The 22,061-nt window shown below is 71.7% G+C and carries 16 protein-coding genes; 7 read left to right on the top strand and 9 right to left on the bottom strand.

Annotated features, from left to right (window positions below):
• Window positions 1-320: 320 nt before the first annotated feature.
• Together AB0J72_RS17215 and AB0J72_RS17210 are read right to left on the bottom strand one after the other, a co-directional pair.
• Entirely contained in the window at window positions 321-785 is a 465-nt protein-coding gene (locus AB0J72_RS17215) for an FMN-binding protein (RefSeq protein ID WP_363399707.1), read from the bottom strand.
• A gap of 98 nt (window positions 786-883) precedes the next feature.
• Window positions 884-1,348: a DUF2231 domain-containing protein gene (locus AB0J72_RS17210; protein ID WP_363399705.1), complete on the bottom strand. Its 465-nt coding sequence runs from the start codon at window positions 1,346-1,348 to the stop codon at window positions 884-886.
• A 90-nt stretch (window positions 1,349-1,438) separates the two neighbouring features.
• On the opposite strand from AB0J72_RS17210, the gene AB0J72_RS17205 reads away from it, so the two are divergent.
• From AB0J72_RS17205 to AB0J72_RS17195, 3 genes are all read left to right on the top strand, one after another.
• A complete protein-coding gene (locus tag AB0J72_RS17205) occupies window positions 1,439-2,113 on the top strand; it encodes a response regulator transcription factor (protein WP_363399703.1) in 675 nt (224 codons plus the stop codon).
• Window positions 2,110-3,351 (top strand): HAMP domain-containing sensor histidine kinase, encoded by a 1,242-nt coding sequence (locus AB0J72_RS17200; RefSeq protein ID WP_363399701.1) that lies wholly within the window; start codon window positions 2,110-2,112, stop codon window positions 3,349-3,351. The genes AB0J72_RS17205 and AB0J72_RS17200 overlap by 4 nt, the downstream gene beginning before the upstream one ends.
• A 107-nt stretch (window positions 3,352-3,458) precedes the next feature.
• Window positions 3,459-5,780, top strand: a complete 2,322-nt coding sequence (locus AB0J72_RS17195; protein WP_363399699.1) for a heavy metal translocating P-type ATPase — start codon at window positions 3,459-3,461, stop codon at window positions 5,778-5,780.
• Window positions 5,781-5,812: 32 nt separating this feature from the next.
• Here the strand turns inward: AB0J72_RS17195 and AB0J72_RS17190 are convergent, their stop codons facing one another.
• A complete protein-coding gene (locus AB0J72_RS17190; protein WP_363399697.1) occupies window positions 5,813-6,595 on the bottom strand; it encodes a polysaccharide deacetylase family protein in 783 nt (260 codons plus the stop codon).
• Window positions 6,596-6,861: 266 nt separating this feature from the next.
• Here AB0J72_RS17190 and AB0J72_RS17185 point away from each other — a divergent pair, with 266 nt between their 5' ends.
• On the top strand, window positions 6,862-8,592 hold the full coding sequence (locus AB0J72_RS17185) for a tetratricopeptide repeat protein (protein WP_363399695.1): 1,731 nt from the start codon (window positions 6,862-6,864) through the stop codon (window positions 8,590-8,592).
• Window positions 8,593-8,653: 61 nt separating this feature from the next.
• Here the strand turns inward: AB0J72_RS17185 and AB0J72_RS17180 are convergent, their stop codons facing one another.
• The gene (locus tag AB0J72_RS17180) at window positions 8,654-9,283 is read right to left on the bottom strand and encodes a hypothetical protein (RefSeq protein WP_363399693.1); all 630 of its coding nucleotides are present in this window, start codon (window positions 9,281-9,283) and stop codon (window positions 8,654-8,656) included.
• A complete protein-coding gene (locus AB0J72_RS17175; RefSeq protein WP_363399691.1) occupies window positions 9,280-9,849 on the bottom strand; it encodes a sigma-70 family RNA polymerase sigma factor in 570 nt (189 codons plus the stop codon). Before AB0J72_RS17175 ends, AB0J72_RS17180 begins: the two co-directional genes overlap by 4 nt.
• 130 nt (window positions 9,850-9,979) lie before the next feature.
• On the opposite strand from AB0J72_RS17175, the gene AB0J72_RS17170 reads away from it, so the two are divergent.
• Window positions 9,980-10,162, top strand: coding sequence for a hypothetical protein (locus AB0J72_RS17170; protein WP_363399689.1), 183 nt, complete (start codon window positions 9,980-9,982; stop codon window positions 10,160-10,162).
• A gap of 62 nt (window positions 10,163-10,224) precedes the next feature.
• Here AB0J72_RS17170 and AB0J72_RS17165 read toward each other — a convergent pair whose 3' ends face one another.
• Both AB0J72_RS17165 and AB0J72_RS17160 read right to left on the bottom strand, forming a co-directional pair.
• Window positions 10,225-11,241: an FUSC family protein gene (locus tag AB0J72_RS17165; RefSeq protein WP_363399687.1), complete on the bottom strand. Its 1,017-nt coding sequence runs from the start codon at window positions 11,239-11,241 to the stop codon at window positions 10,225-10,227.
• On the bottom strand, window positions 11,234-11,392 hold the full coding sequence (locus AB0J72_RS17160) for a hypothetical protein (RefSeq protein ID WP_363399685.1): 159 nt from the start codon (window positions 11,390-11,392) through the stop codon (window positions 11,234-11,236). The genes AB0J72_RS17165 and AB0J72_RS17160 overlap by 8 nt, the downstream gene beginning before the upstream one ends.
• 215 nt (window positions 11,393-11,607) lie before the next feature.
• Between AB0J72_RS17160 and AB0J72_RS17155 the strand changes: the two genes are divergently transcribed.
• Entirely contained in the window at window positions 11,608-12,489 is an 882-nt protein-coding gene (locus AB0J72_RS17155) for a hypothetical protein (RefSeq protein ID WP_363399683.1), read from the top strand.
• 139 nt (window positions 12,490-12,628) lie between these two features.
• A complete protein-coding gene (locus tag AB0J72_RS17150; RefSeq protein WP_363399681.1) occupies window positions 12,629-16,252 on the top strand; it encodes a discoidin domain-containing protein in 3,624 nt (1,207 codons plus the stop codon).
• A 114-nt stretch (window positions 16,253-16,366) separates the two neighbouring features.
• On the opposite strand, the gene AB0J72_RS17145 is transcribed toward AB0J72_RS17150, so the two are convergent.
• Window positions 16,367-17,986: a GTPase domain-containing protein gene (locus AB0J72_RS17145; RefSeq protein WP_363399679.1), complete on the bottom strand. Its 1,620-nt coding sequence runs from the start codon at window positions 17,984-17,986 to the stop codon at window positions 16,367-16,369.
• A complete protein-coding gene (locus AB0J72_RS17140) occupies window positions 17,983-21,711 on the bottom strand; it encodes a GTPase (RefSeq protein ID WP_363399677.1) in 3,729 nt (1,242 codons plus the stop codon). The genes AB0J72_RS17145 and AB0J72_RS17140 overlap by 4 nt, the downstream gene beginning before the upstream one ends.
• Between the last annotated feature and the right edge of the window lie 350 nt (window positions 21,712-22,061).

The raw sequence follows: 22,061 nt of genomic DNA, 5'->3' as shown, positions 1-22,061 counted from the left end.
CGGCCAGGCCGGCCACGCAGATCAGCGCCAGCAGACCGAGGCTCATCCCGGATCCCCCGGTGCGGAGGGGCCGTCACCGCCGCCGGGCGTCCCTGCAGGCGCCGGCGGAACGCTTGCACCGCCCGCACCCGTCGCCGGCACGTGCCGCCGTGCCGCCGACCGAAACGCCAGACCGATCGACATGCCCATGGCGCCGACCTCCCGGCTGTGCACCTTCACGTCCGCTTTCCGGGACCCCACCCACAGCATGGTCTGCGGATGGCGGACGTGCCCACGGCTGTCAGGGAAAGTCACCTACCTGGCAGGGCTTCGGCTCGGCTTCAGGAGCCGAAGTGCGCGGCGTCGAGCGCGGCCTGCAGGGAGCGGCGGTAGCCGTCGCTGGTGACGGTGGCGCCGGACACCGAGTCGATGTCGGCGCTCTGCGCCCGCAGGACCGCATCACGCAGCGCCGGCACCGCAAACGAGTTGATCTCCCGGTCGCGCCGGTTGCCGCTGGGCACCTGCAGCGCCGCCACGTCGGTGATCCGGCCGCCCGAGATGGTCACCCGGACCTGCACCGGCCCCCATCGGGTCTGCGAGACGGTGCCGTTGACGACCGTGGCGTCCGACGGGGCGGAGGAGCCGGCCGACGGCCCAGGGGCGGGGCCGCCGAGGACCACGCCCGGCGCCGCACCGACGACGCCGGGCGTGGTCGGTGCCGTCGCACCCATCGTGCTGGTGCGGTAGCTGAACAGCAACACGACCGCCGCCACCGTGGACATCAGCCACAGCGTGATCCGCCTCATCCGTGTTCTCCCCTACCAGCTGAGTCGCTCGGTGTGCAGGCGCTGCGGGGGCACGCCGGCCCGCAGGCAGGAGTCGGAGAGCCGCGATGCATCGTGCCCTATTCCCTGCCCGCGGCCGCGCTGCGACCCCATACGGCCTGCGCGCCGGAATCGCCGACGCGGACGACTTGCACAAGGTTGGCCAGCGCCAGGAGGACGGCGAGGACCGCGAGCACCGTGGTCATGACCGTGCGCGGCGGTGTGCTTGCCTGACGCCGGTGCGTCCATACCAGTGCCACGGCGGCGGCGAGCAGCGGCAGCGCGAAGTAGATGAGCGATTCGCCGAGTTCGGCGTGGTCGCCGGGGAGGCCGACGCGCTCGGCGAGCTGGTCGCCGGTGCTCGTGGCGATCGGGACCGCCACGGTGGCCAGCGCGGCCAGGGCGATGACGACCGGTCCGAAGCGTCCCCGCCAGGCGGGCCGAACCGCGATGGCGATCACACTGACGGCGGCCAGTGGCAACAGGACGACCACCGCGTGCACCACGAGCGGGTGCAGCGGCAGGCCGTTGACGGTGTCCGGCACGAACGAGCCTCCTCAAACCGACGGTCTCATGGACACTGTGCCGCGCCGTTCTTCGAGGATTCTTAGCCCGTCGCGTGCAAAGCTTGGGCCGTGCTCAACGCTCCCATGTCGCCCAGGCTGCTGCTGGTCGAAGACGACCGGCGCATGGCCGGCGTGCTGCGGGAGTTGCTGGCCGACGAGGGCTACCTGGTGGAGTGGGCCCGCGACGGGCAGGAGGGGCTGCATCTCGGGCTGTCCCGCGCATACGACGTCATCGTGCTCGACCGGCGGCTCCCGGCGATCGAAGGACTGGACCTGCTGCGCCGGTTGCGAGGGCGCGGCGTCACCACGGCGGCGCTCGTGCTCACCGCCAGGGGCACGGTCGCCGACCGGGTCGAGGGTCTCGACGCCGGGGCCGAGGACTACCTGACGAAACCGTTCGACGCCGAGGAACTCCTGGCCCGCCTGCGGGCACTGCGCCGCCGCCACCGCGAGCAGGCCGACCGGCTGTCGATCGGGCGCCGGTGGCTCGACGCGACGACCCGCCAGGTGCACGGCCAGTCGGGTGACGTGGTGGCGCTGTCGGACCGTGAGTGCGCGCTCCTGCGGACGCTCGCCGCGCGGCCGCATCAGGTGTTCAGCCGCGACGACCTGCGCACCCTCGTCTTCGACGCGGCCGAGAACCCGGGCGTCGTCGACACCTACGTGCACTACCTGCGCCGCAAGCTGGGCCGCCCGGTGATCCGGACGGTGCGTGGGCTCGGCTACCAGATCGGCTCCGCATGACGGGCGGACCCGAGGCGCGCCTGCTGCGCCGCGCCACCGCCGTGATCGCCGCGCAGGTCGCCGCCGCCGTCGCCGCGACCGTCGTCCTGGTCAGCGTGCTGGCGTTCTCGCTGACCATCCGCGCCGAGCACCGGGCCGAGGAGCGCACCGTCCGCGTGCAGGCACTCGCCGCCGGTGCGGATCTGATCGGCACCGAAGGTGTGCTGCTGTTGCGCCGCGCACCTGACGGCGCCGTCACGGCGAGCGGCGGCACACCGTCCGCCGTCGTCCGGATGGACGTCACCCGGCTGCGGCCCGGCCGCGGCAACGTGACGGTCGGCGGTCGGCACTTCGAGGCGTACGCGGTGGACGGCGCCGACGGCAGCCGGACCGTCGGCCTGCTCGACGTCACCGCCCGCGAGGAGTCCGGCGAGCGCCTCATCGGATCCCTGCTGATCGCCGGCCTGATCGGGATCGTCGCGGCCGCATCGGTCGGTGCCGTCCTCGGGCGGCGGGCGGTGCGCCCGCTGGCGCGCGCCCTCTCGCTGCAGCGGCGCTTCGTGGCCGACGCCAGCCACGAGCTGCGCACCCCCTTGGCCGTGCTGCACACCCGCGCCCAACTGTTGCAGCGGCGGCTCAACCGCGACGTCGACACCGCACGGTTACGCGCGGATGTGGCCGAGCTGGTTGCCGACACGCACGCGCTCGGCGAGGTGGTCGACGACCTGCTGCTGTCCGCGGAACTGTCGCACCGGCCCACCGGGGGCGTCGCGGTCGACGCCGCCGGCCTGGCGCGGGAGGTCGCCGCGTCGGTGGAGCCGCACGCCGGCGCGCAACACGTCACGTTGCGCACCGACATCGGTGCGGGGCCCATGGAGGTGACCGGGGTGCGGTCCTCGCTGCGCCGGGCCCTCGCGGCGCTGGTCGACAATGCCCTCGGCCACGTCAGCGCGGGAGGCACCGTCACGGTCAGCGTCGGCCGGGCGGACGACCGCGTCTGCCTGGCGGTCGTGGACGACGGCGTGGGGCTCGACCCGGCCCGGGCCACGCAACTGCTGGCCCGCTTCGCGCGCGGCGAAGACCCCGTCGACCGGCCGGGCCGCCGCTTCGGGCTCGGGCTGGCGCTGGTGCAGGAGGTCGTCGTCGCGCACGGCGGGCAGCTGCGCATCGACGGCAGCCCGGGGCACGGCGCCCGCTTCACGATGATCCTCCCCGCGGCCCCCGTCTCCGCCGGTCCCTCGGCGGCGGCCAGGGAGTAGGGACGGTTCGGGACCTTCGGCCTTGGAACGGTGGCCGCGGCGCGTGAACCATGAAGTGTGGTCGGCCCGCTGTGCCGACCGGCTCCCCAGGTGGACGGAGGACCGGGATGTCCGTTTGGCGCGGGTCGCTCGCTGGCTGGCTGTGGGCCGTCCGGGAGACCATCCTGTTCTGCCTGGTGACGCTGCTGCTCATCGCGGGTGCGGCGGCCGCCGCAGTGGGTGCCGGCGGCTTGGCGTCCGCCCTGTGGACCGGTGCGGCGCTGGTCGGGCTGGCATGGTCGACGGTCACCATCGCCGTCGCGCTGCTGCGCCGCCGGCCCTCGGTGGATGTCATCGCGTGGCTGGCGCTGGCGGGCGCACTGCTGGTCGGCGAGCCGCTGGCGGGCGCGGTGATCGCCGTCATGCTGTTCACCGGCGGCGTGCTGGAGGCGCGCGCGTCGGCCCGGGCCCGCCGGGAGCTGGGCCGGCTGGCCGCCGGAGCGCCGCGGATCGCCCGCCGGGAAGGCCCGGACGGCGTGGAGGAGATCCCGGTGGACCGGGTCGCGGCCGGCGACCGGCTGCTGGTCGGCGCGGGCGAGCTCGTCCCGGTCGACGGCCGGCTGCTCGGCGACGGCGTGTTCGACGAGTCGGCGCTGTCCGGCGAGCCGCTACCGGTCGAGCGCCGAGCCGGCGACGACATCCGCAGCGGTGTCGTCAACGCCGGGCCGGCGGCGCGGATGCTGGCCACCGAGACCGCGGCCGCGTCGACCTACGCGGGCGTGGTGCGACTGGTCGAGCAGGCCCAGGCGAGCAGCGCCCCCTTCGTCCGCCTCGCCGACCGGTTCGCGCTGGCCTTCGTACCCCTGACGCTGCTGGTCGCTGGGCTTGCCTGGGCGATCTCGGGTGAGGCGGTGCGGGCGGTGGCCGTGCTGGTCGTGGCGACGCCCTGCCCGCTGCTGCTGGCCGCCCCGATCGCGATCATGTCGGGGGTGTCCCGGGCCGCGCGGTACGGGGTGATCCTCAAAGGCGGTTCGGCGCTCGAGCGGCTGGCCGCCGGGCGGGTGCTGCTGTTCGACAAGACCGGCACCCTGACCCGTGGCCGGCCGGTCCTCTCCACCGTGATCACGGGCCATGACCTGCCAGCCGACGAGGTCCTGCGGCTGGCGGCGGCGCTCGACCAGGCGTCGGCGCACGTGCTGGCCGCGCCCATCGTGACCGCGGCCCGCGAGCGCGGGGCCGGCCTGCCGGCGGCGACGGACGTGCGGGAACGGCCCGGTTTCGGCATCGAGGGGACGGTCGAGGGTCGTCCGGTACGCCTCGGCAAGGCGGCCTGGGTCGTCGACGGCGCCGCACCGGAGTGGGTGCGCCGGGCCCGGCGCCGGGCCGCGCTGGACGGGTCGCTGACCGTGTTCGTGGCGGTGGACGGCCGGCCCGCCGGGGTCCTGCTGCTCACCGATCCGCTGCGGCCCGACGCGCCGCGCATGATGCGGACGCTGCGCAACGCCGGCATCGAGCGCACCGTCCTGGTCACCGGGGACCGGGCGGACATCGCCGAAACCGTCGGGCGGATCGCCGGCGTCGACGCCGTGTACGCCGACCGCGACCCCGCGGACAAGCTCGCCATCGTCCGCGCCGAACAGGACGCCGCACCGACCGTCATGGTCGGCGACGGGGTGAACGACGCCCCGGCGCTGGCCGCCGCGGGTGTCGGCGTCGCGCTGGCGGCCCGCGGTGTCACGGCCGCCGCCGAGGCGGCCGACGTCATGCTCACCGCCGACCGCGTCGACGGTCTCGCCGACGCGATCCTCGTCGCCCGGCGCGCCCACCGCATCGCCCGCCGCTCGGCGGCGCTCGGCATGGCCCTGTCGCTGGCCGCGATGATCCCCGCCGCGGCCGGGCTGCTCACGCCGGTGGCAGGTGCGCTGTTGCAGGAGGTGATCGACGTCGCGGCCATCGGCCTGGCCCTGACGGTCCTGCTGCCGCAGCGTACGCACACCGTCACCATGCCGACCGCCGACCTCGCCGTGACCCGGCAGCTGTACGCGCAGCACACCGCCATCCGCCCGCTCGTCGAGCGGATCCGGGCCGTCGCCGACGACCTCTCCGTCACCGGGGGCGACCTCGGACCCGTCCGTGAGCTGGTCGACCGCCTCGAGACCGACCTGCTGCCGCACGAGCGGGCCGAGGAGGCGCAGCTGCTGCCGATCGTCGAGCGGGCGCTCGGCGGTCCCGACCCGATCGCGGCGCTCAGCCGTACCCACGCCGAGATCGAGCACCAGATCCGCCGGCTGCGCCGCATCCTGCCGGACAGCACCGGCCACGCCGAGCCCGAGGACGTGATCGACCTGCGGGCCGGCCTCTACGGCTTGTACGCCATCATGCAGCTGCACAACGCGCAGGAGGAGGAGAACGCGTTCAGCCTCATGCCGGCGGCGTCCGCCCCGACCTGAGCCGGCCGCAGGTCTCCGGTGTCGTGTGCTGGTCACAGTCCGGAGGCAGGGAGTCCCTCCAGCGTGAAGCGCTCCTGGAGCCAGGGCAGCAGCGTCCGGTACGCCGTGATGGTGTTCGGCTGGCCGTTGTCGTGCGACAGCACGATCGAGCCCGGGCGGGTGTGGCCCTGCACGTGGCTCACCACGCGCGAGATGTGTGCCGACGCGCTGCTGTCGTGGGTGTGCTCCCAGTCGCGCGGATCCACGTCCCAGGAGATCGAGTCCATGCCCAGCGCGCGTGCCTTGGCCACGAGGGCGGGCGTGAAGTTGCCGCCGGGCGCGCGGAAGTACCGGATCGGCGCGTCCTGACCGACCACCGCGCGGATCATGTCGTTGGTGTGCTTGAGGTCCCAGTCGATGTAGGCGTCGTCGCGCTTGGCGAGGTTCAGCAGGTGCTGCCACGAGTGGTTGCACAGGGTGTGCCCGTCGGCGTAGATGGCCCGGACGAGGTCGGGCCGGTCGCGGACCCGGAAGCCGACCATGCAGAACGTGGCGTGGATGTGCCGCTCCCGCAGCATTTCCAGCAGCTTGGGGGTGTTGATCGGGTCCGGCCCGTCGTCGAAGGTCAGCGCGACCGCCGGGCTCCTCGTGGTGATGAACGCGCCGAAGCGCCCGTCGCCGTCGTGGAAGGTCGGGCTGGGCGACGGCGACGCCGACGGCGCGGGGCTGGGCGAGGGCGCGGCGGCGACCGGCACCGCGGACACGGCCGGCGGCGGTTGCACGGGCCGGTGCACCGGGACGCTGTCGCCGCCCAACGCGCCCAGCAGCAGTACCACGGCGGCCAGCAGGCCAGAGATCGTAGGACGCACGCCTACCAGACGGCCGAACACCGCGACAGGGTTGCAACCCGTTCCGGCCCGAGTCAAGCCGGGTGCGGGTGCACGGCTCATGATCGCAGTGCTCTTCCCATTCATTGACGAATGACTCTATGATGCTGATCAATTCATTGTGATCTCTGCCGGAGGTGGCAAATGCGGAAAATGACGATCCGCCACAAGAGTGCCGTTCGCCTGCTGTCCGGAGCCCGGCGGCTCTGGATGGAATGGTGCTGGTAAGACGCGGCCGGGCGGGCGCCTCCGAGCGCCCGCCCTACAACTGCCACCGCGACCTCGGCCCGTACGCAGGGGTCGACGCATTCCTCGCCGACCTCGCCCGCGATCATCCCCGGCAGGCCGCCCGCCACTGCGTCGAGCTGCACTCCATCGTCCCGGCCCTGAATCCGGCCAAGACGGCCGCGGCGGACGAGCAGCCGATCCGGTTCCACCCCGCCCGGCGGACGGCCGCCCTCTCGTTCGGGGCGGCGGAGTTCGTGGCCGCTTGCGCCGTACGCCGTCCCCAGGCCGTCCACTTCGTCCACGCCGACGCGGCCGACGAGACGACCGCGGAACTGCTCGCGACGCTGACCCGGCGGCTCGCGTCGACGCCGATGGCCCTGCACCTCCACGACGGGGGAGCGCCCGAGCCGGAGGCCGAATCCCGGCCGACCCACCTACGGGCCATGCTGGGCGACAGTCTGGCGCGCGGCTTCTACCACCACGCCGTGCGCACCGCGCGGCGCGGCCGGGCCGCCGTCACACCCGAGACCGACCTTGCCCTGTGGTGGTCGTTCACCACGGGACTGGCCACCGCCCTCGCCGCGGTCGGCCACGCCGTCGAGGCGCTCCAGTTGTACGCCGAAGCCCAAGCCGTCACCGACGATCCGAGGATCACGATGTCGGCCGCGTACTCCACGGCCATGCTGTACGCCCGCCACCTTCCCCCGGCGCGGCAGAACCCGGCCATGGCCAGACAATGGCTGGAGAGAGCACTTCACCTGGCCGAGGGCATCACCGACGAACGCCGGCGCGTCGTGTCGACGATCTTCTACGAGCAGGGCATCGCGCTGCTGGACAGCCGCGAGGGCCGGGCGAACGAAGCGCTGGACCTGGTGAACTCCGGTCTGGTGAAGCTGTCCACCGTCCTGGGCGCCGATGAGCGTCGGCAGGACCAGGCCCGCCTCCGGCACAACCGGGCCCAGCTCCACCTGGCGCTCGGCAAGGCCGCCGAGGCGCTGGCGGACCTCGACGACGTCATCGCCTTCGACCCCGAGAACTGCGAGTACTACCTCGATCGGGCGGCCCTGCACCGCGCCGCCGGGCGTACGGGCGCGGCCCTGGGCGACTACGCGGCGGCGATCCGGCTGGGACCACACCTGCCGGAGGCGTACTACAACCGCGCGACGCTGTATGAGGAGACCGGACGGAGCGGGGCCGCACGCGAGGACCTGCGGCGCGTCCTGGCCATCGATCCGGCCCATCTCGACGCCCGCGTAGCGCTGGCCAACCTCCACCTCGCCCGGGGCGACCTCGCCGCCGCCGAGGAATGCGTACGCTCGGCTCCGGCCGAGCGGCGCGACGCACCCGCGCTGCTGTGCACGCTGGGTCTGATCCGCTCCGAACGCGGTGCTCTCGACGAGGCCGACGATCTGCTGACGCGGGCCCTCGACGCCGATCCCGGACTGGCCGAGGCGTGGACCAACCGGGCCGCCGTGCGCTTCGAACGTGGCGACGCCGGCGCTGCCGTGGCCGACCTGGACCGCGCGGTGGTGCTGTCGACCGCGGCCGAGCCGCGCTACAACCGCGCCACCGCGCTGATGCGGTTGGAGCGCTGGGGCGAGGCCGCCGCCGACCTGACCGCCGCGCTGGCCGTGCCCGGCCTGGACGCCAAGCTCCGCCGCGACCTGCGCGCCGGGCTCAACCGCTGCCGGGCCCATGCGTCGTCTCGCGGGCTTTGACGTCATCTGGCACGTGAGCAGCGGCGTCGGGTACCACGATCGGTACCCGACGCCGCTCGTGTCACCGCCGGGGGCGGTTCGGGATGGCCATGCAGGACGGCACGGTGCGGACGACCGCGGGGACCGCGATCGTGGTGCGGCCGTCGCGGTCGTTGCGGATGGCGTAGCCGAAGGCCAGGGTGTCGGCGGCCGGGATCTTGTCGGGCCGGATCGTGATGACCACGCCTGTGTCCTGGAACCGGTAGGAGACCGGATAGCGGTTCAGCTGCTCAGGAGTCGCCGTGGTGAGGAACGGGACCATCGGATCCATGTCGAGCGGTGTCGTGCACTGTTCGGCCGGGACCATGCGCATGACGACGGTGCGCGCACCGGCCCGCGCGAGTTCGGCGTTGAGCTTGTCCGTGTCCTTCAGGCGGTCGGCGCGGAACGAGACGGCGATCGTCCCGTCGGCGTGTTTGTCCACCGTGTACGCCGCAGCGGGTTCGGCGATGAGGAACGCGGTGGCCGCGGCGGCCACCGTCGCACCGGCCACCGCGGCGACGAGCCGGCGACGTCCGCGCCGCCCGGGTGACACCTGCGGCACGGCGATGACCCGCTCGAGCAGGGCCCGGGCTTGCGGGTCGCGCGGATCGGGTTCGGGCATGGTGAGCGCGGGGTCGGCCGCGCGCAGGCGGCCCAGAGTGTCGTTCATGGACTGGTACTCCCTTGGGGAACGATGGATGGCCGGGTGCGCCGGGCCGTCGAGGTGTCCTGCTCGTCCGCTGCCAGCAACCGCTGGGCGAACCGTCGCCGCGCCCGGTGCAGCCGCACCTTGAGCGCTGTGCGCGTACATCGCAGGACGAGCGCCGCTTCGGCCACGTCCAGCCCCTCCCATTCGATGAGCCGCAGGACCTCCTGGTCGGCCGGGGACAGCTCGGCGAGCACCGCACGTACGCGCAGCTGCTCGTCGACCTGGGCCGAGTGGTCCGCCGCGTGGACCTCGCCACCGGCGGCCGCCTTGTCGGTCAGCCGCTGCAGGCGCGTCCGCCCCCGCAGTTCGTTGGCGATGACCTGTCGGGCGGTGGAGTAGAGCCAGGCTCGGGCATGGTCGGGCGGCAGCTCGCCGAGCCGGCGCCAGGCGATGAGGAACGTGCCGGCGACGATGTCGCCAGCCGCGTCGGCGCCTACCCGACGTGTAGCGAAACGCGTCAACTCCGCGTAGTGGGCCTCGAACAGTTCCTCGAAGCGCCTTCGAGCGGCCGCGTCGTCTGGTTCCATACCTGGGAATGTCCGCCTGAAGGCCTCTGGTTACCGGTCTCGAACTGTAGGTTCACGCAACCCTGGCGAGCCACGGCAGATTTCCAGGAGCGGCAAGCACCGGCAGTGGCAGGAACTGCTGGCGCCCGAGGTGGAGCGCCGGCTGAGCCCGGCGACCGGTATCCCCCCTGGCCTGCGCGGCAATGCCATCGTCGGCACGGCGCTGGTCTGCCTCGACGTCGCCACCGACCGGTGGCTGCGCGAACCGCAGCCGGCCAGCATCGATCAACTTGCGCGGTTCTACCTGCAGGCTCTGGCCGCAGTCCGGGACTGACCGCCGCCCAGGCGCTGCGTCCGTGGAAGCTTGTCGGCCCGGCACGAGCGGACCGGCCCGGTTCAGGCGGTGCCTCGGGTGCTGTGGCGCCGCAGCCACGGTTGGCACAGGACGATCGCGCCGCCGATGAGGCCGCCGATCACCGTCTCGACCGCCCGGTCGAAGAGGAGCTGCCCGGCCGGGCGGACCACCGCCAGCTGCCCCATCAACAGCGCCATCGGGGTGATGAACAGCAGCGCCAGCCCGTAGTGCCGCCCGACCAGCAGCTCCGTGGCGACCTGCAGCGCGGCCACGACCAGCACGGTCGCGTACGGCGGGAGGTGCAGGGCGAGCAGTGCCGCGCTGGGCAGCAGCCCGAGCAGCGTGCCGAGGACCCGGTGCGCGGCGCGGACCAGTTGGGCGGTGCGGCCGGGCGCGCTGAGCGGAGCGACCGCCGCCACCGTAGCCCAGTACGGGTGGCCGATCCCGATTCCGGTCGCCAGGCCGCCCGCCAGCACCACGGCGAGGGCGTAGCGCACCGGCTCCCACGTCCACACGTGCGCCAGCCGGGCCGGCCGGCTCCGCTGCCGCCGGACGAGGCTGCCCACGTTCCCGACCATCAGCGCGAACAGGCTGCTGGCCCCGGTCACGGCGGCGGCGACCGCCACGTCGGACACGTGGTGCGGGGCCGAGGCGACCGTACCGAACGCGAAGACCAGGAAGAGCGGACCCGGCGGGTGCCAGTCCTGCGCGGCGGCGAGCACGGCGCCCAGCGCCGCGACGAGCGCGGCGACCGGCACCGCGACCCACGCCCGTGACTCCAGCGAGCCGACGAGCACGCCGAGGACGACCGACACGGTCAGCGCCGCTGCGGCGCTCGCCTGCATCGCGGCGCGGGACAGGTGCACGTGGTTGCGCCCGTACAGCGAGGTGAACGCCCCGAAGGCGGCGTATGCCGTCCAGCTCGGGTGGCCCAGCGCCAGCACGGTGAGCAGGGGGACCAGGACGCTGACGCCGGCCCGCAGCGCGACCCGGTGGGTGCCTCGCATCGGGCGGATGTGCAGCAGATCCGTGAGCATCGCCCGCACCTGCTCACCCATCCCCTTCACCCGTCTTCTCCACATTTGCGAAGGTCGCCCATCCTTCATACCGCAGGGTGGGGTCCATGAGCCCGGGGTCGCCGGCGAGGTGGGTGAAGAAGCCGAGGGCCATCTGGGAGCGGCCGGCGTTGTGGGTGCACAGGAACAGCACGACGGTTTTGCCGTCGCGGTGGTGGCCTTCGATGCCGGCGAGGCTGGCCGCGCCTGGCAGCGCTGGCCGCCCCGGGACCAGGACGATCCCGGGGCCGGTTCCTTACCGAGCTCGTACATTGCCTTGACGCTGCGCTGAAGTCGAGCACGTGTCTCCACGTGTGCGGCCCGCCGATCCCGGTGGGCCGAGGCCACACGAGAGGTGGAGACAAGGACATGAACACCAACATCGCGAGGTGGGGCCGGCGACTCGGTACCGCCGTGGCGCTGACGCTCATGGCCGCTGCGGCGACCGCCGTGCTGGCCGGGCCGGCGTCGGCTTCGGGCATCTCGGGGCTCGACATCGTCGAGGACAGCAGCGGCGTGAACAGTGACCCGTACAACGAGGCGTACGCCGAGTGCCCGGCCGGCACCAAGGTCGTCGGGGCCGGGGTCACCAACACCGGCCTCGGTCAGGTCGTCGTCGACATCCTGCGCCCGGAGACGCGGGCCGTGTACGCGCACGCGTACGAGGACGGCAACGGGTTCTCCGGCAGGTGGAGCCTGACCGTCCGCGCGATCTGCGCACCCGACGTGGAGCTGGTCAACTACGAGATCGTCGGCGTGACCAGTACCCCGGACTCGAGGTCGCCCAAGGACGTCACGTCGACCTGCCCGGGTGGCAAGGACCTGATCGGGATGGGTTGGGAGCTCGCCGGTGGGGGCGGCTACGTGGGCGTCACCGATGTGATCCCGTCGTCGGACCACGTCTACGTCCGGGCGTACGAGGAGAACAACGCCGCGACGAACGCCGCCTGGAGGGTGACCGCCTACCGGATCTGCGCCTCCTCGCTCACCGGCCTGGTGATCCGCACCAGCTCGACGAGCCCCGCGTTCGGCAGTCAGGGCAAGAGCCAGCCGTGTCCGGTCGGCAAGGTCGCCCTCGGTGGCGGCGCGAACATCGTCGGCGGCACCGGCAACGTCGTGCTGCACAACCTGTGGCCCGGTGGCTTCTACGCGAATCAGTGGCTCATGAGCGCCAATGCCACTGAGGACGACGACGGCGCGCCCGCGGCGTGGCACCTGACGCTGAACCAGATCTGCGTCTCGGCAGCGTGACCTGCCGGCGCTTGATGATTCGTATTAGTACCTTGACGCCGGCCGATCGGAACCGCGAAACTCACTGATCGGCCGGCAGCCAATGGGGCTTCCTGCTCCACGAGCTCGGGTTCGGGTCAGGCAATTGAAAGGGCAACACATGCGCCGTCTGCTCTCCGCCCTTGCGGCATCCGCCGCGACCGTGGCGCTCGTCGCGACCGCGCTCGTCGGCCCCGAGGCGGTCGCTGACGACGCCCCCGCCTTCGGTGCCCCTGACGCCATCGCCGCGGACTACTACGGGGCACTGCTGCGGCACACCCGGTGGGTCGAGACGGTGTGGGACCCGGCTGCCGGCGCTTACCAGCTGACGGACTTCAACTTCGCCGTCGTCCTGGGCAATGCCGTCCTGCTCACGCGCGGCGAGTACGACGCCGACCTCGCGGGCGTGAGCAAGGACGTGCTGCGTGCGCACACGTTGGCCACGATCAGGAAGTTCGCCGCGGACAACCGGCTCGTCCGGGCGAACGGCACATGGGGCAAGAGGCTCTTCTGGGACTCGACCTTCGAGTCGTACTTCCTCGATGCGGGCCGCCTGCTGTGGGCCGAGCTGGACCCGGCCACGCAGGCGAACCTCAAGACCATCGCGACCGGCCAGGCGAAGTACGCCGCCGACCTGAACTTCGCGCAGGACCCGCTGTCGGGCAGCTGGGACGCGCGGTGGCCCGACGGCGCGTACCAGGGAGACACGGCGCTGGAGGAGTCCGGCGTGTACACGCAGGCGCTGACCCCGGGCGTCGCATGGGCGCCCGACGACCCCGACGCGGGACGCTGGACCGACCAGCTGAACACCTGGGCCCGCAACGCCGCCGGTCAGCCGACCGCGGACCGCAACAACCCGGCGCGGGTGGGCGGAGCGCCGATCTCGAGCAACGCGATGCACAACATCAGCGACACCTACCTCGTGGAGAACCATGGGGCGTACGCCCCGCACTACCAGTCGGACATCTGGCGTTCGGGCGGCCGCAACTCCATCCAGTTCATCCTCAACGGCCGTCCCGTGCCCGAGGTCCTGCTGCACCAGCCGAACTCGGCCGAGCTGTGGAGCTCGCTCCAACTCGGTATGTCGGCGCAGGGTGAGCCCTTCATGCCGATGGTCGCCGACCGCGAGTTCCTCTACGGCCGCGACGTGATCCCGCTGGCGTTCGTCGGCCAGGTGCTGCGCCGCCCCGAGGCGGTGACCGCCGAGAAGCACCTGGCCGCCGGCCTGGCCGCGTATCAGGCGTACGCGCCGGCGAACCGGCTGACGAAGTTCTCCGGCGAGGCGAAGTACGAGCCCGAGGCGCGCGCGGAGATCGCGATCTCCTACCTGCTGCACGACCACGCAGCCAGCTCGGCCGCCGGGCCCGTGCAGCCCCTGACCGACGCGCAGGCCCTCGCCGCCGCCGCGGGCCTGCGCGACTACGGTGCCAGCGCCGGGATCGTCATGCAACAGACCACGACGGCGTGGGCGGCCGCCCTCAGCAAGCCCGGGTACGTCAAGTTCCCGTGGGTGCCCGGCCACGACTCGTGGCTGTTCCAGGTCTCGGGCGCGACGCCGTTCCTGTACCCGTCGACGAGTGCGAAGATCGCGTCCCGCGACGTCACGACGTACAGACGGTCGCGCGACGGATTCGACGGCACCGCGTCGGTCTTCCAGGTCGGGTCCGGCTACGCGGGGCAGGCGACGCTGCCGACCGGCGCGGCGGTCTACGCCTCCACGGGCGCCGGGGCCGACGACGGCATCGTCTCGGTGCGCAACCTCGACATGGGCGGCGCGTTCGGGCTCGACGGCTCGCGGACCTACACGACGGCCGAGGGCACCACCACGGTCGCCCCGCGGGCCAAGATTCCCGCCGACCCGGCCGACGCGAAGGCCGCCCGCGTGGACGACCTCACGTTCGACGCGCCCACCACCGCCCGGTACGTGCGCATGCTCGGCCAGCAGGGCAACGCCAAGTACGGCTACTCCATGTACTCGCTGCACGCGTACGGCCCCGGCGACGGTTCGGCGACGCCCACCGATGTCGCGGCCGGCCGGCCGGCGACGGCGTCCAGTGAGGATGTCGCGAGCGGGTACGCGGCCGCCGGTGTCACTGACGGCAACCCGTCGACCCGCTGGGCCGTCTCGGTCGCCGAGCGCACCCGGCCGGACTCCTGGCTCCAGGTCGACCTGGGTGCCCCGACCGAGCTGGGTTCGGTCCGCGTCGCGTGGGAGTCGGCGGCCGGCGCCCGCTATCTGGTCCAGGTCTCCGACGACGGGCGGACCTGGCGCACGGCCGCGGCCTACGGCAACGCTCCGGCGGACGTCAACGTCGCGCGCCTCGACACCGTGGACCTGACCCCGCCCGGGCAGACGGCACCGGCGCCGGTCACGACGCGCTACGTGCGGATGCAGGGGGTGCGGGGCAACGCCCAGTACGGCTACTCGCTGTACCACTTCCGGGCGTTCGAGCCGAGCGGCACCGACGTCGCGGCCAAACGCCCGGTGACGGCGTCGAGCGCCGACACCGGCTTCCCAGCCAGCGCCGTCACCGACGGCAGCCCGACCACCCGCTGGGCCGTGTCGAAGGCGGACCGCCTCCGGAGCGACTCGTGGATCCAGGTCGACCTCGGCGGGCCCACCGCGCTGTCGCAGGTGCAGCTCGGCTGGGAGTCCGCGGCGGGGGAGGAATACCGGGTTCAGGCCTCGATGGACGGCGTCACCTGGCAAGACGTCGCGCGGCACCGGGAGACCGGCAACCGCGTGCTCGAGTCGGACGGCGGGTGGATCTCCGTCGAGAACAAGGGCGGGTTCGTCGTCCGCGGCTCCGACGCCCCGATCACCGTCTCCCGCGCGAGCGACACCCAGCAGGTGATCCGCCTCGCCGACGGCGGCCAGGGGCCGCGCCTGATCGAGATGGTGCCGGGCGCGGCCGCCGCAACGGCCGCGCAGTCCGCGCGGCCCGAACCGACGACGTCGAACCCTGCCACGCAGGCCGCGCTGGTCGACGGCTTCCTCGTCGTCTTCAACCTCTCCGGTACCGCGGCCACCACGGCGGTCACGATCCCGCACGACGGCGGTGCTGTTCCGCTGTTTGCCGGCACTCAGCGCGTCGGAGCGACGTCCTCCGTGCTGGACGTGACGCTCCGCCCGGGCTCGGCCGTTGTGCTCGCCCCGCGGGTCACCGCGGTGACGCCGGGCAAGGGGACGGCCCCGGCCGGGCTGACCGCCGTGGTCGACGACGCGCGCACCATCCACGTCTCCTCCCGCGGCACCGCCCGTTCGGTGCAGCTCCGCAACCTCGAGACCGGGGAGGTGCTGGGCGCCGGCCTGCCGCCGACGGGCATGGTCAAGACGGTGTCCTTCTCCTCCGCCCGCCCGTTCCCGGTCGCGGATCTCGCGCTGGGCACAGCGACCTTCCCCGCGTCCGTGCTTCCGCAGGGCATGACGTCGCCGTCCCTCGCCGTCGACGGCGACCGGGGCACGGCCTGGGTCCCAGGACCGGACGGGCGCATGGTCGTCGATCTGGGGCGGTCCGCCGCGATCGGCACGGTCGGGCTGACCTGGGACGGGGCGCGGGCGCCTGCGGCGACAGTGTCGGTCAGCGCCGACGGCCTGACGTTCACCGACATCGGCTCGGTCGCGGCGGGCACGCAGCTGGGCTCGGTCAAGCTGGACACCACAGCGCGGTACGTCGCCGTGACCACCACGTGGCATCAGGGCGACGCCGGGCTCAGCACGCTGGAGGTAGGCCCGGGCGTGTAGCGCCACCGACCATGACCCTCCCCGGGGTCGCACCCGGGGAAGGTGTGTGTCTGCGGCGCCGCTGAACTCCTACCTGACGTGGCTCATCTGACGATCACCGTGTGCGGCAGGTTCTTACGCCTGGGCTTCGAGCAGCTGCACCGTGCCCCCACGAAGGAGGCCCTCGCCTTCCGCCACGGCCGCGTGCAGCTGTTCGACGAGCCGGCGCAGGCTCTTGTCGAGATCGACCTGGTCACGTGTTTCCGCGACGATCGTCGCCCGGACGTCGTCGACAAACGGCTTCCACGCATCGTGCGCGCGCTGCGTGCACTCGGTGACGACCTGTTGAAGCATCTCGGCCGCCGTCTTGTCCTGGTTCAGGCGCGCGCGATCCGCTCGCTGCTTGTCAATGACGTTCACCAGGTAGACGGCCAGGGGAAGCGCGGCTTCGGCGATGCCGATGGGCCGTCCCAGGTCTCTAGGTGCTTTCGCCGAACTGGCCTTCCCGCCGGCAGTCGGCCCGGCTGCCTTGTTCGCGGCCTTCAACATGCCGATCAACATGGTCCCTACCGTCTCGACATGTTCTGCGGCACCGCCGGGCCCCGCCGGGGGAGTGGCGGCATCCTCCCCGGACCCGAGCGTCGCGACCAGCGAAGCGAAGCCGGCCCAGGAGGGGCGGGCGCGCTCCCGCTCCTTGGTCTTTCGGATCGACTGCTGCAACCGCTGGAGGCGGACCTCGTGCTTGGTGAACCACGCGTCGAGCGTGCGCTGAATCTCGGCCTGGAGTTCGCCGGTGCCGGAACCCGGCTCCCACGACCGCCGCAACACCTCCTCGACGAGACCGTCGAGGCCGGCCAGGGCTGCCCGATCGAGGGTTTCGAGTTCGCTCGCCCATGCGTCGCGGCGAGCGACGCCACTGGCGGCTACTTCGGCACGTGCCGTGTAGTCCGACAGCTGCCTCCGCAGCTCGGTCACGGTTTCATCCAGGATCGCCGTCCAGTACCGCTGCCCGGCCGCATGTCGCCATCCGGGCAGGGCCGAAGAGGACACCGCCTCGACAGCAGCCGCAAGGTCCTGGATGCCGTCCCAGCCACGGAAGTCGTCCCAGGTCTCTCGGCCGAGATCTGTGTCCTGCCCTGCCGTCTGAAACGGGTCCTGCGAGACGACGAATACCGGCGTCCTGTCGTCCAACTCGAGCTGTTCCCGCAGCTCGCGAACCTTGCGATCACCCAGTTCCCGGTACTGCGCGAGGTCGTACTCCGGGTCCACACCCGCCTCGTCGAACCGCGAGATGACGAACCACGTCGTCCCCGCCGGCCAACCGTGTGCGAACAGCTTCTGCAGCACATCACGTTCGGCGGTCGCCAACTGTGGAGTCAGCACCGCGATGCCGACGTCCGTGAGCCCGACCGCCGCCATCGCCCGGCGCGAATTGTTCTGTGCGCGAATGTCGGACGCGCCGACCGCGAATCCGGGGGTGTCGCGGATGATGCACCCGCCGACCTCGACGTCGTTGACCTCGAAGGTTTCGTGGCGTGCGCTGATCGTGAGCCAGCTGGGAACATCACCGCCCGAGTCGACGATCAGCCTGCGGAGCAGGGAACTCTTGCCGGTGTCGTAGGATCCGAAGAGGGTCACGACCGGTCTGTCCAGCTTCTCGAACGCGACCCAGCCGTCGATGTACCGACCGGCCAGCGATCCTCCAGGAAGCCGCCCCAGCCAATCTCGCACCGCATCGATGTCGACGACTGTCATGCGTTCCCCTCCGGTGTGCCGATCAATTCGTCCGCGGCCGCGATCAAGGCCCCGACCAACTCGCTCTGTGCGCTCGCCGAGTCCATCCGCTCCCTGGTCGACGAGTCGAGTTCGAGGCGCTCGTCGAGCAAAGTCTCGAGCTCCCTGCTCCGCTGTTCGAGGTATTCGACGAGACCGTCGCCCTGCTCGCCGCGCATGATCTGTTCGACGATCCCCGCAGCCGCTTTGTCGATCTCCTGCAACGCCAACTCCTGCTGGCGCTGGTGTTCCCCAGCCTTCCGGCTGTCATTGATCATCGCTGCGGTGTCCACGGCGGCGGCGACGGCCCCGAGGACGACACTGGCCTTCGCGACGTTGGCGCCGCCCTTCACCGCGCCCCACGGCTTGAACTTGTACTTGAACAGCTTGCCGATCGCGTAGACCGCGTCCCGCTCTCCCAAGGCCTTCGCGAGTCGCGCTGCGGTGCCTGCGACGCTGCCGGCGCTCTTGGCCAGATTCTCGTGCCAGGCGCTTCCCTGGGCCTTGAACTCTGTCGCGAACTCGGGCGCCACCTGGAACTCGGCGGCGCGCATCTCGCGTCCGAGAGCCGGAATGTGATCATTGTGCCACTCGTCCAGCTTGCGTGCCGCGTCGGCAAGGTACCGATCGAGATCGGCTTCGAACTCGGAAGCCTTCCACCAGGACTCGACAAGGTCCGTCAGCTTCTGGCCGTCTTTCCGGTCGAGCTTGGCGACCGCGGACTTCGCCGCTACCAGATGGCGGTCCACCATGCGGCGGGCGTCCTCGCGCAGCGAGCCTTCGAGGACGACGGCGTCGTTCACTGCGGCCCGGAGGGCAGCGATCACCGGTTCCGAGCGGCGCAGGTCGTCCATGCCGTCGATCTGCACCTGGTGCAGCGTGTGCTGGTGAAGCTTGAGGTCGGTGACCGCGGCGTCGAAGGCGGCCGACGATGCCGCAGCGGACAGTTGCTCGTCGGTGAGACCCGACGTGGCGCTCATCAGTGCGGCCATGCCGTCCCACAGGCGGTGCTCGTCGAAATCACCGGGCGCCGCCGTCGGATCGCCTCCCACCAGGCCGAACGGATCGCCGGACAAGCAGTGGATCCTGTCGATCCCGACGTCGATGCCACGAGTGGCGGAGGCGGCACGCAGCTCCTCGCGTTTGCGGTGCTGCAGGTTGAGAAACGCCTCGGGTGCGGTCAGCGGATCGACGCCCAGTTCGTCGCACCGATTGACGAGGAACACCATCCGCTGGCCCTTGGCGGCGATCAGCTCCGAGCCGCGCGAGAGCTCCTCCAGGATGGAGGTGTTGCCGATCAGCAGATTGATGTGGAGGACGACGAACACGAGAGCAGCCTCGGCGATCGCCTCGAGCGCGGCGGCGTCGTGCTCGTGGTGTCCGCTCTGCAGGCCGGGTGTGTCCACGAGATCGAACCGGGGCAGCTGGTAGCGGTTCGCGACTGTGGTCGCGGGCATCGCCCGGATGTCGATCGCTGCGTGCGGTTGCCGGCCGCTGTCCACCAGGATCCGATGGATCAACGACGACTTTCCCGAGTTGTAGTCGCCGAGGACGGCGAGAGCCGGCCTTGCCCCGTCGACGCGCCAGAAGGTACGCGCGATGTCGAACAGTGCCGGGTCACGTCGGGCCGCGTCCTCGAGCGCGTCTCGCCACGCGTGGATGTCGGCAGTCGGCGGCGTACTCCACGCCGCGGCCATGGCACGCGTCAGCCGGTTGCGGTCCTCCTCGTGGCGACTCGAGTACGTGTCGTGGACGGCATGGTCGATCTGCGCCGGCTGGTGGTCGATGCCGGACCCGAGCCAGTCCTCGCCCAGTAATGTCCGGGTCACCTCGGCCGGGGTCTGCCCCATCCGGCGCTGCGCCCGCAGCAGGACGTCGGTCACCGCGGGTGCGGGGTTGATCGAACCGGCGTAGGTCTGCAGGCTGTCGATCAACCGCACGACTCGGCTGTGCGCCAGGCGAAGCTCGATCGCGGTGCGGAGCGCCTCGCCGACCGCGGGAGTCAACGACGTCCACGCCGCTCTCCGGCTGTCGAGGACGAGGGCGTCCTCGTAACCGGCGAACGTCTGATCCACAGCGCGATGGCTCCCAATGATCGCCTGAGCCTTCGCTTCCCGTGCTTCCTCCGACGCCTTCTCGCTCATCTTCTTGCCGAGATGCTGCTGGACCTGTCCCACGATCCCGACGCCCACGGTAGCTGCGCCGATCACCCAACCGATGGGGTTCGAGAGGAGAGCGGCTGCCACCACAGGCACCGCGAGGGCGCCCGCACCCACCGCGATGCCCGCTCCTCTGAGGACACCACCCGTCGCGCCGCCGCCCTCGTCGCCGCTGATCGTCGCTGCGTGCAACACCGCCGGCCCGTTGTCGAGTGACGTGACGTCCACCGCGAGGTCAAGCTCACGCCGCAGGAACGCCCGGCGATCCGCCCACACGGCTTCCGCCGCAGCGGAGACGGCACCTTGGTCGTACACAGCCTCCGTGAACGTGGACTCGTCGATCGCTGTGTGCTCCTCGAACGCTCTCCGGATCATGTCGTCCGCGTTCGCCTTCGCCTGCCGGTGACATCCGGCAAGGTGCGAGGCGGCGAGGTGCCGGACGAAGCGGTCCAAGGTCCCCATGGGTGGCGACGTGTACGGGCGGCCCCGAGCCTGCTCGGACACGTCGATCAGATCCGCGCTGAGCGCCGCGTCGTGCAGCCACGTGGCACGTTCGGCGCCTTCCGGATAGCCCAGCACGCCGAACAGCGACTCGACCTCGCGTTCGAGGGATTCCGCTTCCTGCTGGATCCGGGCCATCAGGTCCTCGAGTTCGCCGACCCCTCGGCGGCACCGTGAACGGACGTCTTCGCGCAGCGCGGTCAACCGGAGGTCGGCGCCGCCTTCCGCGATCGATGCGACGATCAGGCGCTCCAGCGCCCCGAAGTTCGACCAGCGGTCGAGGTAGTCCGTCCCGAACTCCTCCCGTTGTTGGTGGAAGGCATTCTGGAGTGGGTCTGGGCCGTGGAAGGGGGTCGTGGCGCGCGCGAACAGGGCCCGCTGGCTGTGGAGCGCGACGACCGGTGTGTCGGGCAACCCGATCTGCACGAGCTGGGCCCGGATGTTGTCGGTGTGCTGGCGGACCGGTTCGGACAGGTTCCTGCGGCGAGCCTCGGGAACTTTCGCGGGGTGGCGCCAGTGCGCGTTGCGGACGTTGAGGACGGCCACCGCCGGCTTTCCGTGGTCGCGGATCCACGCGGCGATCTTCTCGAACTCCATCTCCTGCTGAGACTGGTTGTCGAAGCACAGCAGCACGATGTCCGCGATCTCGACTGCCTCGCGGGCCTTGGCCTCGAGATCGTCGCGGCTCTCGGTCCGTCCCCAGCCGTTGATTCCGGGTGTGTCGAACAGCCGGCAGTCCCGCCACTCGATGGGACGCACCTCGGTGGTCCAGTCGCTGACACCTGGTGAGACGTACGCCCCGTCGAGCCGGCCGAACGCCGACAGCAGGGTGCTCTTTCCGGCGCCGGTACGTCCGAAGAACGCGATGTTGAACGACCCGAGCGACTCGCGTTCACGATCGAGGTGACGTCGAAGTTCCTCCGGAAACCCACGAGTGAAGTCGTCCAGCCGGGTGATCAAGCCCGACGGGGACGGCGCGGCCCGCTGTCCTTGCGTGAATGCGCTGACCAGGTCGTCCGTACAGGCGTCCAGGCGGGTCAGTTCCACGTGTCCCTGCTCGACGGCTGATCGAACGGCCTCCTCGAGCGAAGCCACCTCTGTCGTCAACTCGTCGTCTTCCCGCCGGCCCGCAACAGCGCCATCGCTCGGTCATCGTCGTCGTGCTGCAGCACGTTCGGGAGTCGCCACGTCACGCCAGCAACCGTAGAGGCCACATCCACGGATCGGGAGCACTGACCGGTCCCGAAGGTACGACGATCGGCTCACCTCATCCAGATCACGGGAGGAACAGCGAAGAAACGGTCGAGCCGCGGCGGCAGGCGGACCGACAGTCGGCATCCTGACACATCACGGTCGTCGCTGACTGATGTCCGTGCAGGTCAGCCGGCCGGAGTTCA

Origin of the sequence: Dactylosporangium sp. NPDC049742 (genome assembly GCF_040674675.1) — a bacterium.
Lineage (GTDB): Bacteria > Actinomycetota > Actinomycetes > Mycobacteriales > Micromonosporaceae > Dactylosporangium > Dactylosporangium maewongense.
The sequence above is the reverse complement of the archived record's forward strand: the minus strand, read 5'-3'. Positions and strand labels throughout refer to the sequence as shown.

Bases quoted from the DNA above. Each gene is read 5' to 3' on its own strand.
- AB0J72_RS17215 (WP_363399707.1), bottom strand. From the start codon at position 785: ATGAGGCGGATCACGCTGTGGCTGATGTCCACGGTGGCGGCGGTCGTG.
- AB0J72_RS17200 (WP_363399701.1), top strand. From the start codon at position 2,110: ATGACGGGCGGACCCGAGGCGCGCCTGCTGCGCCGCGCCACCGCCGTG.
- AB0J72_RS17195 (WP_363399699.1), top strand. From the start codon at position 3,459: ATGTCCGTTTGGCGCGGGTCGCTCGCTGGCTGGCTGTGGGCCGTCCGG.
- AB0J72_RS17185 (WP_363399695.1), top strand. From the start codon at position 6,862: ATGGTGCTGGTAAGACGCGGCCGGGCGGGCGCCTCCGAGCGCCCGCCC.
- AB0J72_RS17180 (WP_363399693.1), bottom strand. From the start codon at position 9,283: ATGAACGACACTCTGGGCCGCCTGCGCGCGGCCGACCCCGCGCTCACC.
- AB0J72_RS17175 (WP_363399691.1), bottom strand. From the start codon at position 9,849: ATGGAACCAGACGACGCGGCCGCTCGAAGGCGCTTCGAGGAACTGTTC.
- AB0J72_RS17165 (WP_363399687.1), bottom strand. From the start codon at position 11,241: ATGGGTGAGCAGGTGCGGGCGATGCTCACGGATCTGCTGCACATCCGC.
- AB0J72_RS17155 (WP_363399683.1), top strand. From the start codon at position 11,608: ATGAACACCAACATCGCGAGGTGGGGCCGGCGACTCGGTACCGCCGTG.
- AB0J72_RS17150 (WP_363399681.1), top strand. From the start codon at position 12,629: ATGCGCCGTCTGCTCTCCGCCCTTGCGGCATCCGCCGCGACCGTGGCG.
- AB0J72_RS17145 (WP_363399679.1), bottom strand. From the start codon at position 17,986: ATGACAGTCGTCGACATCGATGCGGTGCGAGATTGGCTGGGGCGGCTT.